Source organism: Marmoricola sp. URHB0036, assembly GCF_000426045.1.
In the GTDB taxonomy this organism is placed as follows: Bacteria; Actinomycetota; Actinomycetes; order Propionibacteriales; family Nocardioidaceae; genus Marmoricola.
The window spans coordinates 37,802-63,619 of the sequence record NZ_AUEP01000009.1; the positions used below are offsets into that span (position 1 = coordinate 37,802).

Annotated in this window: 24 protein-coding genes; 11 read left to right on the forward strand and 13 right to left on the reverse strand. The window is 69.1% G+C overall.

Annotation, left to right across the window (positions count from 1 at the left end; all coding sequences use genetic code 11):
• Window positions 1-12: 12 nt before the first annotated feature.
• The 3 genes from H976_RS31000 to H976_RS29940 form a co-directional block, all read right to left on the reverse strand.
• Window positions 13-600, reverse strand: a complete 588-nt coding sequence (locus H976_RS31000) for a TasA family protein (RefSeq protein ID WP_027861599.1) — start codon at window positions 598-600, stop codon at window positions 13-15.
• A gap of 150 nt (window positions 601-750) precedes the next feature.
• A complete protein-coding gene (locus H976_RS25770) occupies window positions 751-2,010 on the reverse strand; it encodes an MFS transporter (RefSeq protein WP_369759027.1) in 1,260 nt (419 codons plus the stop codon).
• 18 nt (window positions 2,011-2,028) lie between these two features.
• Complete coding sequence (locus H976_RS29940) at window positions 2,029-2,175, reverse strand: hypothetical protein (protein ID WP_155918168.1); 147 nt, start codon at window positions 2,173-2,175, stop codon at window positions 2,029-2,031.
• Window positions 2,176-2,194: 19 nt separating this feature from the next.
• Here H976_RS29940 and H976_RS0111065 point away from each other — a divergent pair, with 19 nt between their 5' ends.
• Together H976_RS0111065 and H976_RS0111070 are read left to right on the forward strand one after the other, a co-directional pair.
• The gene (locus H976_RS0111065) at window positions 2,195-2,587 is read left to right on the forward strand and encodes a helix-turn-helix domain-containing protein (RefSeq protein WP_027861600.1); all 393 of its coding nucleotides are present in this window, start codon (window positions 2,195-2,197) and stop codon (window positions 2,585-2,587) included.
• Window positions 2,584-3,126: a PaaI family thioesterase gene (locus tag H976_RS0111070; RefSeq protein WP_027861601.1), complete on the forward strand. Its 543-nt coding sequence runs from the start codon at window positions 2,584-2,586 to the stop codon at window positions 3,124-3,126. The genes H976_RS0111065 and H976_RS0111070 overlap by 4 nt, the downstream gene beginning before the upstream one ends.
• A 3-nt stretch (window positions 3,127-3,129) precedes the next feature.
• Here the strand turns inward: H976_RS0111070 and H976_RS25775 are convergent, their stop codons facing one another.
• Entirely contained in the window at window positions 3,130-4,455 is a 1,326-nt protein-coding gene (locus H976_RS25775; RefSeq protein WP_036225937.1) for an NAD(P)/FAD-dependent oxidoreductase, read from the reverse strand.
• A 37-nt stretch (window positions 4,456-4,492) separates the two neighbouring features.
• Between H976_RS25775 and H976_RS0111080 the strand changes: the two genes are divergently transcribed.
• A complete protein-coding gene (locus tag H976_RS0111080) occupies window positions 4,493-6,445 on the forward strand; it encodes a M13 family metallopeptidase (protein ID WP_027861602.1) in 1,953 nt (650 codons plus the stop codon).
• 386 nt (window positions 6,446-6,831) lie between these two features.
• Window positions 6,832-7,692 carry a methylenetetrahydrofolate reductase gene (locus H976_RS0111085; RefSeq protein ID WP_051276699.1) on the forward strand — a complete coding sequence of 287 codons (861 nt, stop codon included), beginning with the start codon at window positions 6,832-6,834 and terminating at the stop codon, window positions 7,690-7,692.
• A gap of 105 nt (window positions 7,693-7,797) precedes the next feature.
• On the opposite strand, the gene H976_RS0111090 is transcribed toward H976_RS0111085, so the two are convergent.
• From H976_RS0111090 to H976_RS25780, 5 genes are read right to left on the reverse strand one after another with little or no spacing between them, the layout of a single operon-like run.
• Window positions 7,798-8,442, reverse strand: coding sequence for a DUF1638 domain-containing protein (locus H976_RS0111090; protein WP_081682833.1), 645 nt, complete (start codon window positions 8,440-8,442; stop codon window positions 7,798-7,800).
• Window positions 8,378-10,330 (reverse strand): ASKHA domain-containing protein, encoded by a 1,953-nt coding sequence (locus tag H976_RS0111095; protein WP_081682834.1) that lies wholly within the window; start codon window positions 10,328-10,330, stop codon window positions 8,378-8,380. Before H976_RS0111095 ends, H976_RS0111090 begins: the two co-directional genes overlap by 65 nt.
• On the reverse strand, window positions 10,327-11,223 hold the full coding sequence (locus H976_RS0111100) for a methyltetrahydrofolate--corrinoid methyltransferase (RefSeq protein WP_027861606.1): 897 nt from the start codon (window positions 11,221-11,223) through the stop codon (window positions 10,327-10,329). The genes H976_RS0111095 and H976_RS0111100 overlap by 4 nt, the downstream gene beginning before the upstream one ends.
• Window positions 11,223-11,891, reverse strand: a complete 669-nt coding sequence (locus H976_RS0111105) for a corrinoid protein (RefSeq protein WP_036225939.1) — start codon at window positions 11,889-11,891, stop codon at window positions 11,223-11,225. The genes H976_RS0111100 and H976_RS0111105 overlap by 1 nt, the downstream gene beginning before the upstream one ends.
• Complete coding sequence (locus H976_RS25780) at window positions 11,888-12,715, reverse strand: IclR family transcriptional regulator (RefSeq protein ID WP_051276700.1); 828 nt, start codon at window positions 12,713-12,715, stop codon at window positions 11,888-11,890. The genes H976_RS0111105 and H976_RS25780 overlap by 4 nt, the downstream gene beginning before the upstream one ends.
• Window positions 12,716-12,787: 72 nt before the next feature.
• Between H976_RS25780 and H976_RS0111115 the strand changes: the two genes are divergently transcribed.
• Together H976_RS0111115 and purU are read left to right on the forward strand one after the other, a co-directional pair.
• Entirely contained in the window at window positions 12,788-14,323 is a 1,536-nt protein-coding gene (locus H976_RS0111115; RefSeq protein ID WP_255337303.1) for a trimethylamine methyltransferase family protein, read from the forward strand.
• Entirely contained in the window at window positions 14,323-15,222 is a 900-nt protein-coding gene (gene purU, locus H976_RS0111120; protein WP_051276701.1) for a formyltetrahydrofolate deformylase, read from the forward strand. Before H976_RS0111115 ends, purU begins: the two co-directional genes overlap by 1 nt.
• 13 nt (window positions 15,223-15,235) lie before the next feature.
• Here purU and H976_RS0111125 read toward each other — a convergent pair whose 3' ends face one another.
• The 4 genes from H976_RS0111125 to H976_RS0111140 all read right to left on the reverse strand — a co-directional run bounded on the left by H976_RS0111125 (window position 15,236) and on the right by H976_RS0111140 (window position 18,333).
• Window positions 15,236-15,667: a VOC family protein gene (locus H976_RS0111125; RefSeq protein WP_027861610.1), complete on the reverse strand. Its 432-nt coding sequence runs from the start codon at window positions 15,665-15,667 to the stop codon at window positions 15,236-15,238.
• Between the two features lie 9 nt (window positions 15,668-15,676).
• The gene (locus H976_RS0111130; RefSeq protein ID WP_027861611.1) at window positions 15,677-16,129 is read right to left on the reverse strand and encodes a helix-turn-helix domain-containing protein; all 453 of its coding nucleotides are present in this window, start codon (window positions 16,127-16,129) and stop codon (window positions 15,677-15,679) included.
• A gap of 36 nt (window positions 16,130-16,165) precedes the next feature.
• Complete coding sequence (locus H976_RS0111135) at window positions 16,166-17,782, reverse strand: alpha/beta hydrolase (RefSeq protein ID WP_027861612.1); 1,617 nt, start codon at window positions 17,780-17,782, stop codon at window positions 16,166-16,168.
• Between the two features lie 125 nt (window positions 17,783-17,907).
• The gene (locus H976_RS0111140) at window positions 17,908-18,333 is read right to left on the reverse strand and encodes a ribonuclease H (protein ID WP_027861613.1); all 426 of its coding nucleotides are present in this window, start codon (window positions 18,331-18,333) and stop codon (window positions 17,908-17,910) included.
• Window positions 18,334-18,451: 118 nt separating this feature from the next.
• Between H976_RS0111140 and H976_RS0111145 the strand changes: the two genes are divergently transcribed.
• From H976_RS0111145 to H976_RS25790, 5 genes are all read left to right on the forward strand, one after another.
• Window positions 18,452-19,228 (forward strand): IclR family transcriptional regulator, encoded by a 777-nt coding sequence (locus tag H976_RS0111145; RefSeq protein ID WP_027861614.1) that lies wholly within the window; start codon window positions 18,452-18,454, stop codon window positions 19,226-19,228.
• A 147-nt stretch (window positions 19,229-19,375) separates the two neighbouring features.
• Window positions 19,376-20,854, forward strand: a complete 1,479-nt coding sequence (locus H976_RS0111150) for an aldehyde dehydrogenase family protein (RefSeq protein WP_027861615.1) — start codon at window positions 19,376-19,378, stop codon at window positions 20,852-20,854.
• Window positions 20,851-22,581: a choline dehydrogenase gene (gene betA, locus H976_RS25785; protein WP_036225940.1), complete on the forward strand. Its 1,731-nt coding sequence runs from the start codon at window positions 20,851-20,853 to the stop codon at window positions 22,579-22,581. Before H976_RS0111150 ends, betA begins: the two co-directional genes overlap by 4 nt.
• Window positions 22,578-23,645: a glycine betaine/L-proline ABC transporter ATP-binding protein gene (locus tag H976_RS0111160; RefSeq protein WP_027861616.1), complete on the forward strand. Its 1,068-nt coding sequence runs from the start codon at window positions 22,578-22,580 to the stop codon at window positions 23,643-23,645. Before betA ends, H976_RS0111160 begins: the two co-directional genes overlap by 4 nt.
• Window positions 23,645-25,786 (forward strand): proline/glycine betaine ABC transporter permease, encoded by a 2,142-nt coding sequence (locus tag H976_RS25790; RefSeq protein ID WP_051276702.1) that lies wholly within the window; start codon window positions 23,645-23,647, stop codon window positions 25,784-25,786. Before H976_RS0111160 ends, H976_RS25790 begins: the two co-directional genes overlap by 1 nt.
• Window positions 25,787-25,818: the final 32 nt, after the last annotated feature.

Sequence of the window (25,818 nt, forward strand, 5' to 3'; positions counted from 1 at the left end):
TCAGGACAGCGATCAGCTGTTCTGGGACTCCCAGGTGAAGCCGAGGGCCGCGGTGCCGCCCTGGGCGGAGTCCGGGGTGCTCGAGCTGAGGGAGTAGGTGATCCGGTAGGCCTTGGTGGCCGTGCCGCCGGTCGGGGCCCAGCTGCTCACGCCGGTGGCGAAGCTGGTCTTGGTGGTGCCGAAGGCGCTCATCGCGCCGTCGTACAGGGTCGAGGCGCCGGTGAAGCCGGTGCAGCTCGCGGTGGTGGCGCCGGTGCCCTCTTCGATCTTGAGGTTGAGGTTGCCGGCGAGGCCGTTGGTGGTGTCGTAGTTGGTGCCGTAGAGCTTCACCGTCGAGGCGAGCGAACCGGTCGAGGTGACCGCGATGCACTTGGTGCCGGTGGCGCCGGGCTTGAGGTTGCTGGCGGTGAACATCGCGGTGTTGCTGTCGTCGTCGGACAGGGCCACGGTGCCGGCCGACCAGTTGTTCGTGGGGCTGGCGGTGGTCGCGGAGAACGCCGAGTACGACGACTGCCAGACCATCGCGCCGGAGGCCACGACGGCCATCGGGATGGCCGCGCCGACGATGAGCTTCTTGGAGGAGATGTTGAGAACGGACATGGTGTCTTCCTTCGCAGATTCAGTTCCGACCTCACTGTCGGGCCGGTGATTGAAGGTTCCACCAAGTTGCTGACAGATGCCAACAAAACGGACTCAAACGTACTTAAACTCCTAAATCGGGCTAGACCGGAGCGCAAGTGTCCACGTTTGTCATGCTTTCTCCATCACACCCCTATCCATTTGTGCCGGAGTTGTGGTATATGCGGCAATCACTCCGATCACGGCAGCCCCCGCCAGTGACGCGAGACCCGCCACGAGCACCGCGACCGACCAGCCGTCGACCAGCCCGGCCGCTCCGGCACCGGTGCCGGCATGGCTCAGCAGCACCGAGAACACCGTGATCCCGCAGGCCGCTCCGAGGTAGCGAGCGGTGTTGTTCGAGCCGCTGCCCATGGCGGCTCGGTCGCCCGGCACCGAGGCCACTGCCTCCCGGCCGAGCACGGCGTTCAGCACCCCCGTCGCCAGTCCGGCGACCACCATGGCCGGGAGCAGCTGCCACGGGTTCGAGGTCGGCCCGAGTCCCAGGGCCAGCAGCTGGCCGGCTCCGACCACGACCAACGCGGACGCGATCAGGGTCGGCCCGGACATCCGGGTCCGGACGCGGCGTACGAGCAGGGAGGTGAGCACGCTGGCGGCCGACCACGCCGTGATCAGCCACGTCGCCGTCCACAGGGAGCCATGCAGGCCGACCTGCACGAGCGTGGGCACGTGGGAGGTCATCGCGATGACGCCGGCACCGAGCACCAGCGCACCGAAGGTGGCGGCCACGAAACCCGGTGTGCGCAGCAGCGCCAGGTCGAGCATCGGCTCGGCCACACGCGACTCGACCACGGCGTACGCCGCCAGCGAGACCAGGCTCGCCGCGAAGAGCAGCACGGTCGTCGGATGTAGCCCCGACCGCGACTCGGTCAGGGCACTGACCAGCAGGGTCAGGGCCAGCGCGAGCAGGACCAGGCCGGCCACGTCGAGGCGCCGCGGGTGCTCCGCCCTCGAGTCGGGCAGCCACCTGCCGCTGGGCAGCACCAGCGCGAGCGCCACCAGGCCCACGACGACATAGGTCTCCCGCCATCCGGTTCCGACGTCGAGGCCGGCGGCCAGGAGCGCACCTGCGGTGATGCCGAGTCCGACGCTCGCGCCCCAGACGCCGGTCGCGTGCGCCCGGTCAGCCGGCGCGCTGAAGGCGTGGGCCAGCAGCGCCAGTCCGCAGGCGAGCACGGCTGCCCCGCCGATTCCCTCGAGGACCCGGGCGCCCACGAACACGGTGGTGCTCGGCGCCACCGCGCAGCCGAGGGAGCCGACGCCGAGCAGGAGCAGCCCAGCGGCGTACGCCCGTCGACGACCGATCGCGTCGCCGAGCGCGCCCGACGCCAGCAGGGCTGCGGCCAGGCCGACGCTCATCGAGCTCAGGATCCAGGCCCGCGCTCCCGATCAGGCACCGAGGTCGAGGGCGGTCTGCGGCACGGTGGCCATCGGCGTGACGTAGGTGACCAGCACCAGGGCCGTCCCCAGCGAGACCAGGGTCAACGGATGGTGGGTGACTCCGTCGCGGGGAGTCGGTTTGACTTTCAAACTCATGAGGGAGAACCTAGCAGGCGTGTCCACCACGCAGATCCCGCTTGCCGACCTCCCCGGTCGGCCCTGCCCGATCGCCGCCGGTCTCGAGGTGGTCGGCGAAAGGTGGGCACTGCTCGTGGTGCGCGAGCTCGGGCTGGGCGCGCACCGCTTCACCGACATCGTGGCCGGCACCGGCGCTCCTCGTGACCGGGTGACGGCCCGGCTGAAGGCCCTCACCGAAGCCGGTGTCGTCGAGCGACGGCAGTACCAGAGCGGGCCGGACCGTTTCGACTACCACCTCACCGAGTCGGGTCGGGCGCTGGTGCCCGTGCTCGACGCGCTGCTCGACTGGGGTCGGGAGTGGGCGGTCGCGCCCGACGATCCCGACCTGCCGCGACACCGCACCGTCCGAAGCCGCCAGGAGGCCCGATGACCGACCAGCTGACCGACGCCCACGCCGCCCTGGAGGACGCCGACTGGGGTCCGGAGCGCTCGCGCACCGTGACCTGGCAGGACCCGACCCGGGCCGCAGAGGTCGGGCTGGGCATGGCGGGGATCGACTACATCCGGGCCATCGTCGCGGGCACCATCCCGCCGCCGCCCAGCTCGCAGCTGATCCAGATGGACCTCGCCGAGGCCGAGCCGGGTCGGGTGGTGTTCACCTGCACGCCGGACGAGTCGGCGTACAACCCGATCGGAGCGGTGCACGGCGGCCTCGTCTGCACGTTGCTCGACTCGGTCGCCGGCTGCGCGCTGCACACCACGCTGCCGCAGGGGAAGGGCTACACCTCGGTCGAGATCAAGGTGAACTACCTCAAGGCGGTGCGGGCCAGCAGCGGTCAGCTCACCGCTGTGGGGACGGTGGTGAAGGCCGGCTCGCGCGTCGGCTTCACCGAGGGCGTGGTGACCGACGCGTCGGGCGCGGTGGTGGCCACGGCGACCAGCACGCTGCTCGTCTTCGACCTGCCCTGACGCTCAGCGCCTGGCCCGCTTGCGGGACTCCTTGCGCTCGCGCGCGATCTCGGAGCGGTAGGCGTGGAAGTCGACCTCCATGGTGTGCCGCTTGGAGGCGACGAACCGCTTGCGCAACGCCTGGTCGTACGACGCGATCTGGGCGCGCATCTCCCGGACCGAAGGGAGCCTGCCGGCTGCGGTGACCAGGTCGCCGATCCACTCGGCCTGCGCCTCGGCCAGCGGCATGATCGCCCCGAGCGGCTGGATCAGCCCGACGAAGTAGAGCCCGGGATGGTCCGGGTGCACCACGCGCCGATAGAGCTCGACGTGGTTGTCCTCGGCGCGCACGACCTCGTCACCGAGGAACGGGAAGGTGACCTTGTAGCCGGTGCAGTAGACGACCACGTCGTACTCCCCCGAGCTGCCGTCGGCGAAGAAGACCTTGGACCCCTCGAAGCGGTCGATCGTCGGTCGCACGGTGATGTCGCCGTGACCCAGGCGGCTGAGCAGGTCCTGGCTGACCGTCGGGTGCGCGTGCAGCACGGCGTGGTCGGGCTCGGGAAGCCCGTAGTCGGTGACCTTGCCGAGCGAGAGCCGGAGCAGCCCGGCCATCACCGTCTGCTGCACCTTGAGCGGTGCCTTCACGAGCGGTGAGTCGGTGAGCCGGTCGGTCGGGATGCCGAACATGTACTTGGGCAGGATGTGCGCGCCGCGTCGCATGGCCAGGTCGGTCGAGCGGGCCACACGCGACGACTCCACGGCGATGTCGCAGGCCGAGTTGCCGATGCCGAGGACGAGCACGCGCTTGTCCACCAGCGGCTCGGGCGTGCGGTAGTAGTGCGCGTGCAGCTGCGTCCCGGGGAAGGAATCGGCACCGGGGAAGGACGGCTCGGGCCAGCGCGGGTCCCAGTGGTGGCCGTTGGCGACCACGACCTCCCGGTAGCGACGGGTCTCGGGCTCGCCGCCGTCGCGCGAGCGCACGGTCACCTCGTAGCCGTTGCCGACCGGGGCGACGCGAGTGACCTCGGTGCGGAAGGTGATCGTGTCGCGGAGGCCGAAGTGGTCGACGTAGTCGTCGAAGTACTGCGCGATCTGGCGGTGGTCGGGGTAGTCCGGGAGCGACTCGGGCATCGGGTAGGCGGCGTACTCCATCATCTGCCGCGAGGTGTTGATGTGCAGCGACTCGTAGGCCGAGGACATCTCGTTGTCGTTGCCGTAGCGCCAGTTGCCGCCGATGCCGCTGCCGGCCTCGAAGCAGTCGAACGCGACGCCGCGGGACGCGAGGACCTGGGCGACGGTGATCCCCGACGACCCCGCTCCGATGATGCAGACCTGGGGTTGGTGCATGGCGCCCGATCCTATGCCCCGCGGGTAGATTGCCGGAGTGACGATTCTCGACGACGCCCGCGAGGGCATGAACCCCGACATCCGCATCCAGGACGACCTCTTCGGCCACGTCAACGGTGCCTGGCTGGACACCGCGGAGATCCCTGGCGACCGCTCGTCGTGGGGCCCGTTCGTGATGCTCGCCGACACCGCCGAGGAGCACGTCCGCGAGATCATCGAGGGCGCGGCCGCCGGTGAGGTCCACGGCCCCGAGGCCAAGAAGATCGGTGACCTGTTCGGCAGCTTCATGGACGAGGAGCGTGTCGAGGCGCTCGGCCACACGCCGATCCTGCCGCTGCTCGAGCAGATCGAGGGCATCACCGACCTCGCCGAGCTGGCGACCTTCCTCGGTGCCTTCGAGCGCCGCGGCGGCAGCGGCTTCTTCGGGTCGTACGTCGACTCCGACGACCGCAACTCCGACCGCTACATCGTCAACGTCCTGCAGGGCGGCATCGGGCTGCCCGACGAGAGCTACTACCGCGAGGAGAAGTTCGCGGAGATCCGCGAGAAGTACCTCGCCTACCTCACCCGCATCCTCACCTTGGCCGAGCGTCCCGATCCCGAGGGCACGGCCGCCCTGGTCGTCGCACTGGAGACCCGGCTGGCCAAGGGCCACTGGGAGCGGGCCGAGACGCGCGACGTCATCAAGACCTACAACCTCACCCCCCTCCACGAGCTGAGGGCGACCCTGCCGAGCTTCGACTTCGACGCCTGGATCACCGCGCTGGGTGGCAGCGAGGCGACGATCGCCGAGACCGTCGTACGGCAGCCGTCGTACCTCGCCCACCTCGAGACGGTGCTCGCCGGCACCCCGATCGAGGACTGGCGAGCGTTCCTCACGGTGCGAGCGATCCGCACTGCTGCGGCGTACCTCTCGGGCGCGTTCGTCGAGGCCAACTTCGACTTCTACGGCCGCACCCTGTCCGGCACGCCCGAGCTGCGGGCGCGGTGGAAGCGGGGCGTCGGCCTGGTCGAGGGTGCGCTCGGCGAGGCGGTCGGACGCGAGTACGTCGCCCGGCACTTCCCGCCGCGGTCGAAGGAGATGATGGACGAGCTGGTCGCCAACCTGCTCGAGGCCTACCGTCGCTCGATCACCGACCTCGACTGGATGACCGAGGAGACCAAGCAGCGGGCCTTCGAGAAGCTGGACACCTTCGTGCCGAAGATCGGCTACCCGAAGAAGTTCCGCGACTACTCCGACCTCGAGATCAGCGCCGACGACCTGCTCGGCAACGTGCTGGCCGCCACTGCGTTCGAGACCGACCGCGAACTGCGCAAGATCGGCGCCCCCGTCGACCGCGACGAGTGGTTCATGCTGCCGCAGACCGTGAATGCCTACTACAACCCGGGCACCAACGAGATCTGCTTCCCGGCCGGCATCCTGCAGCGGCCGTTCTTCGATGCCGATGCCGACCCGGCCGAGAACTACGGCGGCATCGGTGCCGTCATCGGTCACGAGATCGGCCACGGCTTCGACGACCAGGGCGCCCAGTTCGACGGCAAGGGCAACCTCAACGACTGGTGGACCGCCGAGGACAAGGCGGCCTTCGAGGTGAAGTCGAAGGCGCTGATCGACCAGTACGACCGCTTCGAGCCCCGCGAGCTCCCGGGCGAGCACGTCAACGGCGCCCTGACCGTCGGCGAGAACATCGGCGACCTCGGTGGCCTGACGATCGGCCACCGCGCGTACCTCATCTCGATCGAGGGCCAGGACGTCCCGGTGCGCGACGACCTGACCGGCCCGCAGCGGCTGTTCCTGAACTGGGCCTACGTGTGGCGCACCAAGCGCCGCAAGGAGCTGGCGATGCAATACCTCACCACCGACCCGCACAGCCCCCCGGAGTTCCGCGCCAACATCGCCCGCAACCTCGTCGAGTTCCACCAGGCCTTCGACGTACAGCCCGGCGACGGCCTCTGGCTCGACCCCGAGGACCGCGTCCGCATCTGGTAGCCGCCGACCGGGCCCTTCTGGTTGCTCGTACGACGCCGACCGGGCCCTTCTGGTTGCTCCTACGACGCCGACCGGGCAGTTCTGGTTGCTCCTATGACGCCGACCGGGCAGTTCTGGTTGCTCGTACGACGCCGAGCGGGCACTCGATGCTCGAGCCCGCCGAGTGGGAGCATCGTGCATCCGGTGCCCGGTCGACGGCCTCACAGCAACCAGAAGTGCCCGCTCGGCGTACCTCGCGCAACCAGAGGTGCCCTCTCACCGCGCTTCAGGCAACCAGAAGTGCCCGGTCGGCGGGACTAGAACTGGCCTGTCGATGTCTTGTGGGGGTGCCGTGCGCGGGGATAGCCTGAGGCATCAGTGGTGCGTATCACGAAACGAGTCTCACCATGCGCAACAAGTTGCACCGCGGTCGACAGACCAAGAACGAGGCCATCCAGCGCCTGCTCGAGCATGCTCGCTACGAGGTGCTGCCCACGGCCACGACCGAGGAGAAGGTGCTCGCCTCGGTGCCGAAGGACGTCGCCGTCACGGTGACCGCCTCGGCCTCCAAGGGGCTCGAGGCGACGCTGACGCTGGCGGAGTCGCTGGCCAGGGCCGGGTACATGGCGGTGCCCCACCTCGCCGCCCGCATGATCCACGACTTCAACGAGGTCGAGGAGATCCGCGCGCGGCTCGGCGAGGCGGGCATCACCGCGGTCTTCGTCCCCGGCGGTGACGCCGACCCGGTGGGGGTCTACCCCGACTCGTTCAGCCTGCTCGAGGACCTGAACCGGCTGGAGAAGCCGTTCACGCACGTCGGCATCGCGGGGTACCCGGAGTCGCACCCCAAGATCCACGACGACCTCACCGTCCAGGCGATGTGGGACAAGCGCCGGCACGCCACCCACATCGTCAGCAACCTGACCTTCGACGCCGGCGCGGTGAGGACCTGGGTCGACCGGATGCGCGCCCGCGGCATCACCCAGCCCGTCCTGCTCGGGCTGCCCGGCCCGATCGACCGCGCCAAGCTGCTCTCGATGGCCACCAAGATCGGCGTCGGGGAGTCGACCCGCTTCCTGTCCAAGAACGCCGGCTTCTTCGCCAAGCTCGCGGCACCCGGTGGCTGGACCGGTCAGCGATTCCTCGAGGAGGTCGCCATCACGGCGATGAAGCCGGAGTCCCTCATCGAGGGCCTGCACGTCTTCACCTTCAACCAGATCGCCGCGACCGAGGCCTGGCGCCAGGAGATGCTCGAGAAGCTGCACTGACTGGTTCGTCGTACCGAACGGACAGGGCGGGCGGGCGAATCTGGAGGCGGTGGGCCGAAGTATCGCCGGCCCGGGTGCAGTTTCCCCGGGCGCCCGGGGAAACCATCAGTCCCCGACGAGCCGCTCCAGGGCTCGTTCGAGGCCGCCGTTGCCCGTGGGTACGACGGTGAGGGGCAGGCCCAGCCGGGCGGCGGCGTCCTCGGCCAGGGCACGCAGCTCGGGGGTCTCGTCCTGGGCCAGCCAGACGACGCGCGTGTAGTGGCGGAAGTACTCCTCGCGCAGCTCGGGCCACCGGTCGAGACCGAGCTCGGTCTCGATGGTGCGCGCGAACGACTTCACCAGGAAGTCGGTGAGCAGGTAGGTACCGGGCTGGTCGGCGAAGAACGCCTCGATCCGGCCGGCGCCGGCGTACACGTCGTAGCAGTGCAGCCCCTCCAGCCGCCGCAGTCCCAGCCGCTCGCAGACGTCGTCGAGGGCGCCGTAGGTGCCGCAGTCGGCGTACCCCACCACGACGGAGTCGTACGACGAGGCGAGCGACTCGGCCAGCCTGGCGACCTCACCGGCGATCTTCTGCGGCTGGTTGTGCAGCAGCGGGGGAAGCGGGTGTACGTCGACCGGCCAGCCGTGCTGCTCGACGATCCGACCAGCCGGCTGGGCGATCGCGCCGCACGCGATCAGCGCCGTCCTAGGGGAAGGCGAGGAGGTCGACGAACCGGTCGTTGAACTCAGGACGGTCGGAGAGCTCGACATACTCCACCTCCTCCAGCAGCGTGGTCGCGCCGGCGCGCTCGCGCAGCGACAACAGGGCCATCTTCGCTCCCTCGCCGGCGACGTTGCCGGCGGAGACGATGCGCAGCACCGGCAGCTTGGGCACCAGGCCGATGCGGATCGCGGAGGCGGGCGACAGGTAGGAGCCGAACGAGCCGGCGAGCAGCACCTGCTGGAGGTCTCCGGCTTCGAGACCGAGCTGCTCGAGCAGCAACGTCCAGCCGGTCGAGATCGCGGCCTTGGCGAACTGCAGCTCACGGACGTCGCGCTGGGAGAGGTAGACCGTCTCGGCCACCTCGGTCTCCGGCGTCGGCTGGTGCAGCACAAAGACCCGCTCCTCGCCGATCTTCACGAGCCGGTGGGACAGACCGGGAGCGATCTCGGCAGCGGTCTCGTCGGGGACGAAGCGACCGCTGTGGTCGAGGAGGCCGACCTTGGCCAGCTCCGCCACGGCGTCGACCAGTCCCGACCCGCACAGTCCGCGCGGCTCGACGTCGCCGATCACCGAGAGCTCCACGGTGCCGGCCGTGTCGAGCTTGATCACCTCGATGGCGCCGTCGGCAGCGCGCATGCCGCACCGGATCGCACCACCCTCGAAGGCAGGACCGGCGGGGGCAGCGGTGGAGACGATGGTGTCGCCGTTGCTGAGCACGATCTCGCAGTTGGTGCCGACGTCGATGAACAGGCGGGTGCGCTTGTCGCGGTCCATGCCGGTGGCCAGCATGCCGGCGACGATGTCACCGCCGACGTAGGCGCCGAGTGCCGGGAAGAAGGCCGCGCGAGCCCGTGGATGGAGGTGCAGTCCGATGTCGTCGGCGAGCACGACGGGCGGTTGCGACGTGGTCTGCACGAACGGCGCCACCCCGAGCGGCTCGGGGTCGATGCCCAGCACCAGCGCGGTCATGGTGGCGTTGCCGGCGATCGCGACCTCGTAGACGAAGGCCGGATCGACACCGCCCTCCTTGCAGACCTGGAGCGCGAGCTCGTCGAGGGTCTCCCCGGCCAGCGACTGGAGCCGGCCGAGTGCCTCGGGATCCATCATCGTGGCGCTGATCCGCGTGATCACGTCGCCGCCGAAGGGCTGCTGCTTGTTCAGCCGGGAGGCCACGGCGACCGGGGTGCCGAGGCCGAGGTCGAGCAGCGTCGCGACGACCGTGGTCGTGCCGAGGTCGAAGGCGATCGCGTAGCGGCGGTCGCTGGTGTCGCCGGGCTCGACGTCGATGAGCGCCTCGTCGACGACCACGGCGGTCACCTTGAAGTCGGCCTCGCGCAGCACCTTCGGCAGCCGGCGCAGCACCGGCAGGTCGACGGTCAGCTCGAGGTCGTCGATGGCGTCGGTCAGCCGGACCAGGTCGGTGCGTTGGTCCTGGAGGCTCGGGTCGGCGAGCTCGACGTACCTCTTCTGCACGGCCGGTCGCAGGATGACCTGCCGGCCCACACCGACGGTCGCGGCCTTGGGCCGGGTGGTCAGCGGCGGCACCTCGACCTTGAGGTCCTGGGTCGCCGTGGCGAGGCAGGCCAGCCGCCAGCCGTTGCCGAGCTCGGTGTCGGAGAAGGTACGACGGTCGTGCCGCGAGATCGGGGTGCGTACGTCGAGCCGCACCTTGCACTTGTGACAGGTGCCGTGGCCACCGCAGGTGGAGTCGATCGCGATGCCGTTCCACGACGCCGAGTCGAAGACGCTGACACCGGGCGGTACCCGGACCTCGCGGTCCTGTCCCTCGGCGACGGTGAAGGACAGCTGCACGCGGCCGGTGCCGTCGTGCGCCTCCACGGCCGCGCCGGGCGGAGCCAGCAGACCTTCGCGGCCGACCTGCTCGAGCGAGGTGGCGAGCTCCTCGGGCGGCTGGCCCTGGACGGGGGAGCTCACGTGACGGCGGCCGCTGCCTCCTGGGCCGCTTTCTGCGCCTGGCGGTGCCGCATGATCCACTCGGAACCCCACTCGTCGTGGCCGAGCAGCAGGTCGGTCGCCTTGACGGTGGAGACCACCTCGGGCGTGCGCGCGTCCATGATGGCGCTCGTGAGCCCGGCGGTCATCGCCATCGACAGGAAGGTGCCGTTGAGCGTGTGGCGACCGGGCATGCCGAAGGAGACGTTGGAGGAGCCACAGGTCATGTTCAGACCGTAGGTGTCGCGGATTCGGCGCATCGTCTCCAGGGTCGCGAGTCCGTTGGTGGTGTCGGCCCCGATAGGCATGGCCAGCGGGTCGATGACGATGTCCTCGAGCGCGATGCCGTACTCCTGCGTCGCGACGCGCACGATCTTCTCCACCAGCATCAGCCGCTTGTCGGGCTCCATCGGGATCTCGTCGACGTCGTTGGGCAGCGCGATCACCGCGGCGTCGTACTTCTTGACCAGCGGCAGGATCTGCTCCATCCGCTCGTCCTCGGCGGTGATCGAGTTGACCAGCGCGCGCCCCTCGTACGCCGAGAGGCCGGCCTCCAGCGCCTCGACCACCGAGCTGTCGATGCAGATGGGCAGGTCGGTCAGCGACTGGATCATCGTCACCGCCTTGGCGAGCAGCTCGGCCTCGTCGGTCAGCGGCACGCCCATGTTGACGTCGAGCACGTCGGCGCCACCCTCGACCTGTGCCTTGACGTCGCGCTCGATCGCCGACAGGTCGCCGGCGCGGAGCTGGTCCTGGAAGATGCGGCGGCCGGTGGGGTTGATCCGCTCGCCGATGATGCAGAAGCGGTGCATGCCGCCGAGCACAACCTCCTTGGAGGCCGACCGGATCTTCGTCTCCTGAAGAGGGGCGCTCATCAGGCGAGGACCTTCGCGCGCTTGGTCTGGAGGAGGTCCTTGGCCTTGCGCACGCAGCCCGACGCGTCGGCGGCGTAGCCGTCGGCACCGACCGCGTCGGCGTACTCCTGGGTGACGGGGGCGCCGCCGACCATCACGATCACGTCGTCGCGCATGCCGGCCTTCTGGAGCGCGTTGATGTTGGCCTTGAACATCGGCATGGTCGTGGTGAGGAAGGCCGAGAACCCCACGATGTCGGGCTGGTGCTCCTCGATCTTGGCCACGAACGTCTCCGGCGCCACCTGCACGCCGAGGTCGATCACCTCGAAACCGGCACCCTCGAGCATGATGTTGACGAGGTTCTTGCCGATGTCGTGGACGTCGCCCTTGACCGTGCCCATCAGGAACTTGCCGATGGTCTCGACGCCGGTCTCGGCCAGCAGGGGTCGCAGGACCTCCATGGCGCCGGCCATCGCCCGCCCGGCGATGAGCATCTCGGGGACGAAGAAGTCGCCGCGCTCGAAGCGGGCACCCACCTCTTCGAGGGAGGGGATGAGCGCATCGAACAGCAGGCTCTGCGGCTCCATGTCCATGGTGAGCGCCTCGTGGGTGAGGTCGAGCACTTTGGGCGCGTTGCCGACGAGGGTCTCGTCGTAGAGCCCCTTGAGGATTTCATCTGGTGTGGTCATGCCGTGTCCCTTTCTGGGCCCCCTGCTTGCAAGTCTGTGTGCCTCCCGCGACGGAGCAGCTCGGAGAGCTCCTCCGTGTGGGTCTTGAGCAGCCGACCGAGCTCGTCGAGCCGGTGCTCGAGCCGCGCCGTGGGGCCGGAAACCCCCACGGCGGCGACTACGTCGTTGTCAGGTCCGAAGACCGGTGCGGCGAGGCCGGCCAGGCCGACCTCGAGCTCGTCATGGGTGACGGCGAAGCCGCGGGAGCGGGCCTGCGCGAGATCGGCGTCGAGCTCGTCGCGGGTGCCGAGGGTGTGCACGGTCGGAGTCTCGAGTCGACCGGCGGGCCGGGGCATGGCGCCCCACGCCAGCAGCACCTTGCCGAGGGCCGAGCTGTGTGGCGGGATCTCGATGTCGCTCCAGTCGCGGGCGCCGAGCAGGTAGGTGGAGTCGACGTTGGCGATGTGGGCGACCTGGTTGCCGTTGGCGACCGCGAGGTGGACGTCCTCGCCGGTGAGGTCACCGATCCGCTCCAGCGTCGGCCGGGTGAGCCTGGCCAGCTGGGCGTTGCGGTCGTGGCGGGCGGCGTAGAGCACGAACAGCGGCCCGCCGACGTACTCCCCCGGGGCGCAGCGCTCGAGCAACCGGTTGTTCTCCAGCGCCGCGAGCAGCCGGGACGTGGTGGAGCGGGCCAGGCCCAGGGCCTCGGTGGCCTCGGCGAAGGTGACCGGGTGGTCGGCCTCGACGACGTAGGTGAGCAGCGCAGCAGCACGGTCGACCGCCTGGGTCCCGCCCTGGGTGCTGGTCGTCTCGGTGCTCGACTCGGCGAGCGAACTGCTGGTCACTCTTGACCACCCTTCCCTCTCCGGTCCAAGGTGTCACTACGACACTCCCACGATGTGGAACGACATGCCCACATGGTGAGGCTAGGTTTGGAGACGGGCCCGGGTCAAGCACCGAGCCGAAACGAGCAGGGAAGTGCAGGGAGTCAGATGTTCCGCAACCAGATGCCGCGCTACGAGATCCTCTCGGCGGACGCGATGGCCACGCTCGACAAGGGCTGGCGTCGACTCGTCACCGAGCTCGGCGTGGAGTTCATGAGCCAGCGGGCCCTCGACCTGCTCGCCGCGGCCGGCCAGCGGGTCGAGGAGAACAAGGTGTTCTTCGACCCCGAGTGGATCCTCGAGCAGGTGGCCAAGGCGCCACGCGAGTTCGACGTACAGGCCCGCAACCCCGCCAACACCATCCACATCGGCGGCGACTCGATGGCCTTCGGTGCCGTCTACGGGCCACCGTTCGTCCGCCAGGGCGACGTACGCCGCGACGCGACCATGGCCGACTACGAGAACTTCACCAAGCTCGCCCAGTCGTTCCCGATCCTCGACTCGGCCGGCGGAGTGATCTGCGAGCCCAACGACACCCCGCTCGACAGCCGCCACCTCGACATGACCTACGCGCTGGCCACGCTGACCGACAAGATCTTCATGGGCAACGTGGTCTCCGGACCCAACGCCAAGGACACCATCGAGCTGGCCTCGATCCTGTTCGGCAACGGCAAGGGTCGTGAGTTCGGCCGCGAGAGCATCACCCAGACGCCGGCGACGATCTCCCTGATCAACTGCAACTCCCCGCTGCGCTGGGACGACCGGATGCTCGACGCGCTCTTCGAGTACGCCGAGGCCAACCAGGCCGTCGTGCTCACCCCGTTCATCCTGATGGGCGCGATGTCGCCGGTCACGATCCCGGCCGCGTTGGTGCAGCAGATCGCCGAGGCGCTGACCGGCATCGCCCTCGCCCAGACGATCAACCCCGGCTGCCCGGTCATCTTCGGCTCGTTCCTGTCCAACATCGACATGCAGTCGGGCTCGCCCACGTTCGGCACTCCCGAGTCCGGCATCGGGCTGCTCTGCACCGGCCAGATCGCCCGCCACTTCGGGCTCCCGTTCCGTTCGGGCGGCACCCTCACCTCCTCGCAGGTGCCCGACGCGCAGGCCGGCTACGAGGCGCTGATGACGCTGATGCCGACCTTCCTGGCCGGCACCAACTGGGTGATGCACTCGGCCGGCTGGCTCGAGGGCGGCCTGGTGGCTGGATACGAGAAGTTCATCGTCGACATCGAGCTGCTCCAGATGATGCAGGTCGAGTTCACCCCGCTGGAGATCGACGAGGAGTCGCTGGCCTTCGGGGCCCACGAGGAGGTCGGCTCGGGTGGTCACTTCCTCGGCGCCATGCACACGATGGAGAGGTTCCGCACCTGCTTCTACCGGCCGATGCTGTCGTCCTCGGACAACTACGAGAAGTGGATGCGCACCGGCGGCAACGACGCGGCCGCCCGCGCCACGAAGATCTACACCGAGAAGCTCGAGGCCTACGAGCAGCCGCCGCTCGACGAGGCGATCCGCCAGGAGATGGAGGAGTACGTGATCCGTCGCAGGAAGGAGCTCGGCGACTGATGGCCCCGCTCACCCTCAGCCGCGGGACGGCCAATGCCGGCAACCCGTCCGGCGACTTCGTGCTCGTGATCGACTGCCCCGACCGGCCCGGGATCGTGCACGCCGTCTCCGGCTTCCTGGTCGAGCACGGCGGCAACATCGTGGAGAGCCAGCAGTTCGGTGACCGGCTCAACGGTCGGTTCTTCATGCGCATCGACTTCTCGATGGACGACGAGAGCGCGACCGTCGAGACGTTGCGAGCCGCCTTCACCGAGGTGGCGCAGCGGTTCGAGATGTCCTTCGAGCTGTGGGAGACGGCAGCGCCGTACCGCACCCTGATCATGGTCAGCAAGCAGCTGCACTGCCTCAACGACCTGCTCTTCCGGGCCAGCACCGGCAGCCTGCAGATCGAGATCCCGGTCGTGGTGTCCAACCACCTCGACGCGGAGCCGCTGGTGCGCAGCTACGGCATCGACTTCCGGCACATCCCGGTCACCGCCGAGTCCAAGCCGGACGCCGAGGCCGAGCTGCTGAAGCTCCACGAGGACCTGGGCATCCACCTCGTCGTACTCGCCCGCTACATGCAGGTGCTCTCCGACGACGCGTGCCGCGCACTGTCAGGCCAGGCGATCAACATCCACCACTCGTTCCTGCCGAGCTTCAAGGGCGCCAAGCCCTACCACCAGGCCTTCGACCGCGGTGTGAAGCTGATCGGGGCGACCGCGCACTACGTCACGGCCGACCTCGACGAGGGTCCGATCATCGAGCAGGACGTGATCCGCGTCGATCACAACCACGACCAGGACCAGCTCGTCGCCGCCGGCCGCGACGTCGAGGCCCAGGTGCTCTCGCGCGCCGTCCGCTGGCACTCCGAGTCGAGGGTGCTCCTCGACGGCCACCGCACCGTGGTGTTCAGGTAGGCAGAGCTGGTGATCAGCCCTGGTCGAAGTCGGCCGCGGTGAAGGGCTTGGTCTCCACCAGCACCATCCAGTTGCCCGAGTTGTCGCGAAGCACCGCCTCCACGCCGTACGGCCTCTCCTCCGGGTCCTGCAGGAACTGCACTCCCTTGGACTTCAGCTCCTCGGCGGTCTTGCGGCAGTCGTCGGTGGCCAGCCCGAGACCGTGCATGCCGCCCTCGTCCATCGCGCGGTTGATCGACTCGATCATCTCGGGGGTGTGCGGCGGGCCGGGTTGGGCGAGATGGACCTGCAGCTCGGGCTGGTTCGGGTGCCGCACGGTGCACCAGCGGTAGTCGCCGAGCAGGATGTCCTCACCCTCCTCGAAGCCGAGCACGTCGACGTAGAACCTCTTCGATGCATCGACGTCCTTGACGAAGACGCTGGCCAGGGAAATGTTCGTGATCATGGGACGACGCTAGGGCGAGGCCGTCCCACCGTGCTTCTCCTCGCTTGCGGGCTTCCGCTCGGCGAGGCCCCACATCAACACGAAGCAGCCCGGGATCCGCGGCGCATTCGCACCCCACCGCTGCTGGAACGCCCGCGGCGTCTCGCCGACGACGTCCTTGAACCGGCTGCTGAACGACCCCAGGCTGCTGAACCCGACGGCGTGGCACACCTCGGTCACCGTCAGGTTGGCCGAGCGCAGCAGGTCCTGGGCCCGCTCGACCCGTCGTTCGGAGAGGTAGACGGCCGGGGTGCGGTGGTAGGCCGCGCGGAAGAGACGGTGGAAGTGGTACTTGCTGATCCCGGCCGTCCGCGCGAGCGCGTCGAGGTCGAGGGGCTCGGCGAAGTCGCGGTCGATCTGGTCGCGCGCCCGTCGCAGGTGCACGAGCACGTCGCCGGGGACTCGGGTGACCGGCGCGCTCATGGAGTCATCCTCCCCGAGCGCGCCGGTCCTCCCACGTCAGCGGTGCAGCTGCGCCGCCTGAAGCCCCGCGCGCAGCGCCGCCGGCAAGCGGTCCGTGGTACCCGGAGCGATGGTGCGGGCGTTCGCGGGCGTGGCCGTCGGGTCCGGCTGCGGGACCGGCGGGCACACCTTGTCGGCGCGGTTGCCGCTCCTGCGAGCCGGCACGGTGCCGTTCTGGAGGTACGCCGCGATCGCGTTGTCGGTGCACGCGACCCCGGACAGCGAGCCTGCGTGCGTCGAGCCGTTCTTGCCCTCGATCAACCGGGCCCTCGGGAACAGCTTGCGTACGACGAGGCTGCCGCTGAACGGCGTGGCCGCGTCGAAGGTCTCACCGATCATCAGGATCGGCACGCGCACCTGTTGGCCGTGCACGTTGACCGGGTGGGCCGCGCTGTACTTCCAGTAGGCGCACGGTCCGTTGAACCACGCGTTGGCCCACGTGAAGTAGTTGTACGTGCGGTCCAGACGACGGTTGTCCCGGTCGAGACGCTTCTGGCTGCGCGGCCACGGAGCGTCGGTGCACTGGGTGCCGAGGTACATCGCATAGCCGTTGTCGGCACCCGGCGTGGTCGGGTTGGCGTCCTTGTAGAGCCCGATCAGCTCCGAGGCGTCGCCCTTGTTGAGGTAGTCGGAGTACGCCTTGGCGATGTCCTCCCACCCGTAGACGTAGTAGCCGGCCGAGGTGAACACATCGAGCAGCTCGTCACCGCCGAGCACCCCACCGGCCGCCTTGCGGTCGAGCCGGGACTGCGTGCGCAGGAAGGTGCTGCGGACGGCGTTGAAGGTCGCCCCGACGTGGTACGTCGAGCGGTACTTCGCCAGCCAGCGGAAGTAGATGTTGAACGTCCGCTGGAAGGCACGGTCCTGGTCCTGGTTGCTCTTGTAGAAGACCCGTCGCGGGTTGACGGTGCCGTCGAAGACGAACCGCCGCACCCGGTTGGGGTGCTGGGTGGCGTAGACCTGGCCGAGGTAGGTGCCGTAGGAGAAGCCGTAGAAGTTGATCTTCTGCTGGCCGAGCGCGATGCGCAGGCTCTCCATGTCCTTGACCGAGTCGGTCGTCTTGACGTGCTGGAGCAGGGCGCGTCCGGAGCACTGACGGGCGTAAGCCTTGGAGCGAGCCACCCACTGCCGGTGGATCTTGCGCGTGGTCGGCCGGTACGGCGGTCGGTCGCCGTGGAAGAACGTCGAGTTGCAGCTCACGGCCGGCTTGCTGGAGCCGACACCACGAGGGTCGAACCCGATCCAGTCGTAGCCGAGTCCCGCGCCGTTGGGGATCGCGGTCTGCAGGACGGAGTAGATCAGGCCGGATCCGCCCGGGCCGCCGGGGTTGACCAGCATCACGCCCTGCGACGTGGGGGTCTTGTGCAGCACGCGCGAGACGGCCAGCTTGATCTTGGCGCCGCGCGGGTGCCCGTAGTCACGTGGGACGACGAGGAACCCGCACTGGGCTCCGCGTGACACGAGGGTGGCGTTGGTGCAGACGCCCCAGTTGATGGGTGGTGGCTGGTAGGCGATGGCACGTGCCCCGGCCTGGGGGGCTGTTGCGGCGTCGGCCGATGGGGCCAGCGCGATGGCGACGACGGCGGCGGAGATGGCCGCGATGAGCTTCTTCATGTGGGTCCTGTCCGAGTCATCAGGAGGTTGCGACAACCCCGCCACAATTCACCGGCTCCTCGGGCTTGTCCAGACCTCAGCCACGACTGGTGCGAAATGTCCGACAGACCGGCCCCGTCCGGCGCCTAGCGCAGGTGGCTGGCGTCGACGGCGAGCCGGTCGACGAGGTCGTTCATCGGGTGACCAGAGTGACCCTTGACCCAGCGGAAGGTGACGTCGCCACGGGCCTCGACGAGGTCGATGAGCGGCTCCCACAGGTCGCGGTTGGCCACCGGTTTCTTGGCACTGTTCAGCCAGCCGCGGGCACGCCAGCCGGTCCACCAGAAGTTCTTGAAGCAGTTCACGACGTACGTCGAGTCGCTGACCACCACCAGCGGACCCGGGATCGCGACCACCGCCTCGTAGGCGGCCCGGACCTCCATCCGCTGGTTGGTCGTCGCCGGGTCGTGGCCCGAGCCCCGGGGCCCGTCGAGCACCGCCCAGGCCCAGCCACCCGGACCGGGATTGCCCCGGCAGGCACCGTCGGTGAAGGCCTCGATGGGCACCTGCATCGTGGGGGTCTCCTCGAGGTCGGAAACGGCTCTGGGCCAGCTCTGGGCCAGCTCTGGGACAGCTCTACGGCTAGACCAGGGCCTAGCCGGGTTGCGCTGTGCAGTCTACGGTTGCGCAATGAGCAACGCGGCCACGGAGACGGCCAACGGGGTCCAGTCGGTCGACCGGGCCCTGCGGATCCTCGAGATCCTGGCTCGCTCCGGCGAGTCCGGCGTCACCGAGATCGCCGCGTCGCTGGAGGTCCACAAGAGCACGGCCTTCCGGCTCGTGGCCACCCTGGAGCAGCACGGTCTCGTCGAGCAGGTCGAGGGACGCGGCAAGTACCGCCTCGGCGTCGGTCTCCTCCGCCTCGCTGGTGCCACCAGCGCCCGGCTCGACGTCGTGCAGGAAGCCCGTCCGCTGTGCAAGCAGCTGGCGGCCGCCACCGGCGAGACGGTCAACCTGGCCACGCTCAGCGGGCACAGCGCGCTCTACCTCGACCAGGTCGCCGGTCCCTCCGCGCTCCAGCCGCACAACTGGGTCGGTCAGCACATCCCCCTGCACGCCACCAGCAACGGCAAGGTGCTGATGGCGTGGCTGGAGGAGGCCGAGCTCAAGGACCTGCTCGGCCGGCTCCCGTCGTACACCGGGCTGACGATCACCAGCAAGGCCGCGCTGCGCAAGCAGCTCGAGGTCGTCCGCGAGCAGGGGTACGCCGTCGCGGTCGACGAGCTCGAGGTCGGCCTGACCGCCATCGCCACGCCGGTCCGCAACGCACACGGCGACGTGATCTGCTCGATGAGCGTCTCCGGGCCGACCTTCCGGCTCCCTCCCGACCGGGTCGACGAGGTGCTCCCGCTCCTGATCGAGGCGGCCGACGAGCTCTCGCACCGACTCGGGTGGGGCATGCGCTGATGGCGGTGATCGGCTCGGCCGAGCGGTTCATACCGCAGGTCTCGATCCGATCGCGAGTCTTGACGCCGGCCCCGCGGGTCAGCATTGTGTTTCGTATAACGCCTAGTCGTTGCGGATAGCGCAACGATGGGACCAGGACGGATCTAGATGCCCGAGAACTTCATCGGCGGGAGCTGGGTGGCCGCAGAGCTGGGCGGTCGCCGGGAGATCCGCTGCCCCGCCGACGGTTCGTTGGTCGCCGAGATCGACGAGTCCACCAGCGTCGACACCGAGGCCGCCATCGCCGCGGCCCGCGAGGCGTTCGACCACGGCCCGTGGTCCACGACGAGTGCGCGCGAGCGCGGTGACCTGTTGCTGCGGGTCGCCGACCTGCTCCAACGCGACAAGGCCGAGATGGCCCGGATGGAGTCCCTCGACACCGGCAAGCGGCTGGTCGAGAGCGAGATCGACATCGACGACGTGACCAGCGTGTTCCGTCACTTCGGCCGGGTCGCCGACAGCGAGGGCGGACGGGTCGTCGACACCGGCATGCCGAGCGTGGTGAGCCGCGTGGTGCGCGAGCCGGTCGGCGTGTGCGGGCTGATCACGCCGTGGAACTACCCGCTGCTGCAGGTGTCCTGGAAGGTCGCGCCGGCCCTGGCCGCCGGCTGCACGTTCGTGCTCAAGCCCAGCGAACTCTCGCCCACCACCGCGATCCACCTGATGAAGCTGCTCGACGAAGCCGGTCTCCCTGCCGGGGTCGGCAACCTCGTCCTCGGCGACGGCCCCAACGCCGGAGCGCCCCTCAGCGAGGACCCACGCGTCGACCTGGTCTCGTTCACCGGAGGCCTCGGCACCGGCAAGCGGATCATGGCGGCTGCCTCCGGCACCGTGAAGAAGGTCGCCCTCGAGCTGGGCGGCAAGAACCCCAACATCGTCTTCGCCGACGCCGACCGCGCCACCGCGCTCGACATGGCCATGACGGCCGTGTTCCTCCACTCCGGCCAGGTCTGCTCGGCCGGTGCGCGGCTCGTCGTGGAGGAGTCGATCGCCGAGGAGTTCGTGGGCGCGCTGGTCGAGCGGGCTCGCGAGATCCGGCTCGGAGGTCCGTTCGACGAGAAGGCCGAGACGGGTGCGTTGATCTCGCAGGGTCACCTCGACAAGGTCACCGCCTACGTCGAGGCCGGCGTGGCCGAGGGCGCGAAGGTCCTGGTCGGTGGCAAGCGCGCCACCGAGGGCGAGCTGGCCAACGGCTACTTCTTCGAGCCGACCATCCTCGGCGGCGTACGCAGCGGGATGAGTGTGGTGCGCGACGAGTCCTTCGGGCCGGTGCTGACCGTCGAGACCTTCACCGACGAGGACGACGCCGTACGCATCGCCAACGACTCCATCTACGGTCTCGCCGGCGCCGTCTGGACCCAGGACGCCGGCAAGGGACAGCGCGTCGCGGCCCGGATGCGGATGGGCACGGTCTGGATCAACGACTATCACCCCTACGTCGCCCAGGCCGAGTGGGGCGGCTACAAGCAGTCCGGCATCGGGCGCGAGCTCGGGCAGGCCGGGCTCGAGGAGTACCTCGAGACCAAGCACGTCTGGCACAACATCGCACCGGCCCCGTCCGGCTGGTTCGGCGGAGGCAGCGCATGAGCAGTCGCAAGCGCGACCACTGGGACTACGTCATCGTCGGCGGCGGGTCCGCCGGGTGTGCGATCGCCAACCGGATCAGCGCCGACCCATCGACGAGCGTGCTGGTGCTCGAGGCGGGTCGCTCCGACTTCCGCATCGACCCGTTCATCCACATGCCGGCGGCCCTGCCGTTCCCGATCGGCAGCCGGTTCTACGACTGGAAGTACGAGACCGAGCCCGAGCCGGAGATGAAGGGCCGGCGGATCTACCACGCTCGCGGCAAGGTCCTCGGCGGGTCGAGCTCGATCAACGGGATGATCTTCCAGCGCGGCAACCCGATGGACTACGAGCGGTGGGCCAAGGACACCGGGCTGGAGACCTGGGACTACCTGCACTGCCTGCCCTACTTCAAGCGGATGGAGACCCTGCTGGTCGACGGCCAGCGGCGCGCCGACACCTGGCGCGGCGGCAGCGGCCCGCTGGTCCTGGAGCGGGGTCCGGCGACCAACCCCCTGTTCGGCGCGTTCTTCGAGGCCGCTCAGCAGGCGGGCTACCCCCTGACCGACGACGTCAACGGCTACCGCCAGGAGGGCTTCGCCCGGTTCGACCGCAACGTGCACGACGGGCGTCGGCTCTCGGCCGCCCGGGCCTACCTGCACCCGGTCATGGGCCGTCCCAACCTGCGCGTCGAGACCCTGGCGATGGCCACCAAGATCCACTTCGACGGCAAGCGGGCCACGGGCGTGGACTACCTGCGCGGCGGCCGGGCCCACCGCTCGGTGAAGGCCGGCGAGGTCATCCTGTGCGGCGGCGCCATCAACACTCCCCAGCTGATGCAGCTCTCCGGCATCGGGAACCCCGAGCACCTGGAGCCGCTCGGCGTACGCATGGTGCACGCGCTCCCCGGCGTGGGCGAGAACCTCCAGGACCACCTCGAGGTCTACATCCAGTACGCCTCCAAGCTGCCGGTCTCCATCGCGCCCGGACTGGCCTGGCACCGCCGTCCCGGCATCGGCTACCAGTGGCTGTTCCACCGCCGCGGCCTCGGCGCCACCAACCACTTCGAGGGCGGCGGTTTCGCGCGCAGCAACGACGACGTCGACTGGCCGAACCTGATGTTCCACTTCCTGCCGATCGCCGTGCGGTACGACGGGACGGCACCCACCGAGGGCCACGGCTACCAGGTGCACATCGGCCCGATGTACGCCGACACCCGGGGCTGGGTCCGCATCGCCAGCACCGACCCGAAGCAGCACCCGAAGATGCTCTTCAACTACCTGACCACCCCCAACGACCGCCGCGAGTGGGTCGAGGCCGTCCGGGTGGCCCGCGACATCCTCAACCAGCCGGCGTTCGCGCCGTTCAACGACGGCGAGCTGTCCCCCGGTCCGAGCGTCGAGACCGACGAGGAGATCCTCGAGTGGGTCCGCGAGGACGCCGAGACCGCACTGCATCCCTCCTGCACGGCGAAGATGGGCACCGACGAGATGTCGGTGACCGACCCGTTGTCGATGAAGGTGCACGGGCTGGAGTCCCTGCGGGTCGTCGACGCCAGCGTCTTCCCGTACGTCACCAACGGCAACATCTACGCGCCCGTGATGATGGTGGCCGAGAAGGCTGCCGACCTGATCCTCGGCAACACCCCGCTCCCCGCCGAGGAGGTGCCCTACTACCGGCACCGCGACGACTCACAGCTCTATCCACCCGGCGACAGCCGGAACCACCAACCAGGGGAGGTGCGGTCATGACCGCAACCCAGTCCGGAGCCGTTGAGAAGACCACGAGCGAAGGGACGCCGGCGCTGCACGTCGAGGGACTGTGGAAGATCTTCGGCCCGAAGGGCGACAAGATCATCAACACCCCCGACGCCCAGCTCTCGCGCAAGGATCTGCAGGCGAAGACCGGACACGTCGTCGGCATCCGCGACGTGGGCTTCGACGTCGCTCCGGGCGAGGTCTTCGTGGTGATGGGACTGTCCGGCTCGGGCAAGTCGACGCTCGTGCGCCTGCTCACCCGGCTGATCGAGCCGACGGCCGGCACGGTCGAGCTCTACGGCGAGGACATCACGGCGATGTCCGACTCCGCGCTCCTGGACACCAGGCGCAAGAAGGTCTCGATGGTCTTCCAGCACTTCGGCCTGCTGCCCCACCGCAAGGTGGTCGACAACGTCGCCTTCGGGCTCGAGGTCCGCGGCGAGAAGAAGGGCGAGCGCCGCAACCGGGCCCAGGAGATGGTCGACCTCGTCGGTCTCTCCGGCTACGAGAACAACTATCCCGACCAGCTCTCCGGCGGCATGCAGCAGCGCGTCGGCCTGGCCCGGGCCCTGGCGGCCAACCCCGACGTGATGATGTTCGACGAGCCGTTCTCCGCGCTCGACCCGCTCATCCGGCGCGACATGCAGAACGAGGTCATCCGACTCCACGAAGAGGTCGGCAAGACGATGGTCTTCATCACCCACGACCTCGCCGAGGCGCTCAAGCTCGGCGACCGGATCCTGATCATGCGCGACGGCGAGATCGTCCAGATCGGCACTCCCGACGAGGTGGTCGGAGCCCCGGCCGACGAGTACGTCCGTGACTTCACCAGCGACGTGCCCAAGTCGCACGTGCTCACCCTGAAGTGGGTGATGCGCGCTCCGGACGGCGATCCCGGCGACGGACCGGTGCTCCAGTCCAACCAGATCGTCCGCGACGCTGCGCGCATCGTCCTCGACCACGACGGGCCCTGTCGCGTGGCCGACGGCGACAAGCTCGTCGGGGTGGTCGACGACATGGACATCCTGCGCGTCGTGGTCGCCGAGGACGAGGGCTGATGTCCACCGCGACCGCGCCACCACCGGCGCCTCCGGACCGGACGGCCTCCGCCTCCAAGGAGGAGCAGCCGTACGTCGAGCTGGGCAAGAAGCGCCACACCGGAGCCAAGCTCGCCGGCATCGGGATCTTCTGGCTCGTGATGTGGCTGGTCTTCCACAACCAGATGACCCGGGCTTTGGGCCTGCAGGACACCACCCCCTTCCACGAGTGGCTCAACGGCATCCGCGACTGGGTGCAGCTGCACGGCCCGGACAACTGGTTCTTCGGCGGCGTGCTCGGCTTCATCGGCGACTTCTTCAACGCCGTCTTCGAGTTCCTCCAGAAGCTGGTCAGCATCCCGGCCTTCCCGCGCCCGGTGCCCGAGATCGGCTGGCTCGGCGTCGTGGCGCTCGCCACCTGGGTCGGCTGGGCCGTCGCCGGCCTGCGGTCGACCATCCTGGTGGTCGTCACCATGCTGCTGTTCGGGGTCTTCGGGCTCTGGCAGGACAGCATCGACCTGCTGCTCGTCACCATCATCGCCGTGGTGTTCTGCTTCGTGGTCGGACTGCCGACGGGCATCCTGATGGCGCGAAGTCGTGCCACCTCCGCCGTCGTCACCCCGGTGCTCGACATCATGCAGACCATGCCGCCGTTCGCCTACCTGGCCCCGGTGGCGCTCGGCTTCGGGATCGGCCCGACCACCGCCATCGTGCTGACCTGCATCTACGCCCTGCCCCCGATGATCCGGATCACCGAGCACGGCATCCGCGGCGTACCGGACACCACCATCGAGGCGGCGAGATCCCTCGGCCTGACGCGCGGTCAGATGCTGCGCCAGGTGCAGCTGCCGATGGCTCGACGCACCATCGTGGTCGGCATCAACCAGAGCATGATGGCGGCGCTGTCGATGGCCACCATCGCTGCCCTCGTCAACGGCCCGGGCCTCGGCAAGGACGTCAACGCGGCCTTGCAGATCCAGAACATCGGCGCCGCATCGGTGGCCGGCATCCTGATCGTGCTGACGGCGATCATGCTCGACCGCACTACGACCGCGGCCAGCGAACGCTCCGAGAGCATGGGCCGGTCCGGCGTCGCGTCGGTGAGCGGTCCGGGCGTGATGCTCGCCGGGGTCGTCCTCGAGCGGCTGCCGCGCTGGGCCACCGAGGAGGCCGGCAAGGGTGTCCGCCAGCCGCGACTGACCTCGGCCGGTCGGTGGCTGGTCCGCGGCCTGTGGCTGATCCCGACCCTGGTCCTCGTCTACTTCTCCCGCCAGCAGTTGATCCTCGCGCAGTTCCCCACCCGCGACGACTGGCCGTTCCTGAAGTACATCGACGGCAAGACGGTGACCAAGCTGGTCAACGACTTCTCGAACTGGTTCATCGACAAGGTCGACACCTTCACCCTGGCGCTGAAGAACGACCTGACCAACTGGCTGATCAACCCGCTGCAGAACCTGCTGGCCGAGTCGCCGTGGTGGACCATGGCCCTGGTGCTCCTCGCCTTCGCCTACGTCCTCGGCGGCTGGCGGCCGGTCGTGACCACCCTCGTGTGCGAGGCGATCATCTTCGGCACCGGTCTGTGGAACGACACCATGATCACGCTGACCATGACGATCTTCGCGACCGTGCTGGTGATGCTGACCGCGGTCGTCCTGGGGGTCGCGATGGGACGCAACCGGCGTGCCGACACCGCGATCAGACCGATCCTGGACGCCTTCCAGACGATCCCGCCGTTCGTCTACCTGATCCCCGCGCTCGCCCTGTTCGGCGCCAGTCGCTTCACCGCCATCATCGCGGCCGTCGCGTACGCCGTACCGATCGCGACCAAGCTGGTCGCGGACGGGATCCGCGGTGTCTCCCCCACGACCGTGGAGGCGGCCCGGGCCAACGGCAGCACGAAGTGGCAGATGATCACCAAGGTCCAGCTGCCGATGTCGCGCAACGCGCTCGTGCTGGCGACCAACCAGGGCCTGCTGTACGTGCTGTCGATGGTGGTCATCGGCGGTCTCGTCGGCGGCGGCAGCCTCGGCTACATCGTGGTCTCCGGCTTCTCGCAGGACCAGCTGTTCGGCAAGGGCCTGGCCGCAGGCATCGCGATCACGGCGCTCGGCGTGATGCTCGACCGGATTGCCCGCTACGCCGCTGAACGCTACGGCAGGTAACCCCCAGCACTCTCCGCAACCACTGCGGAGTC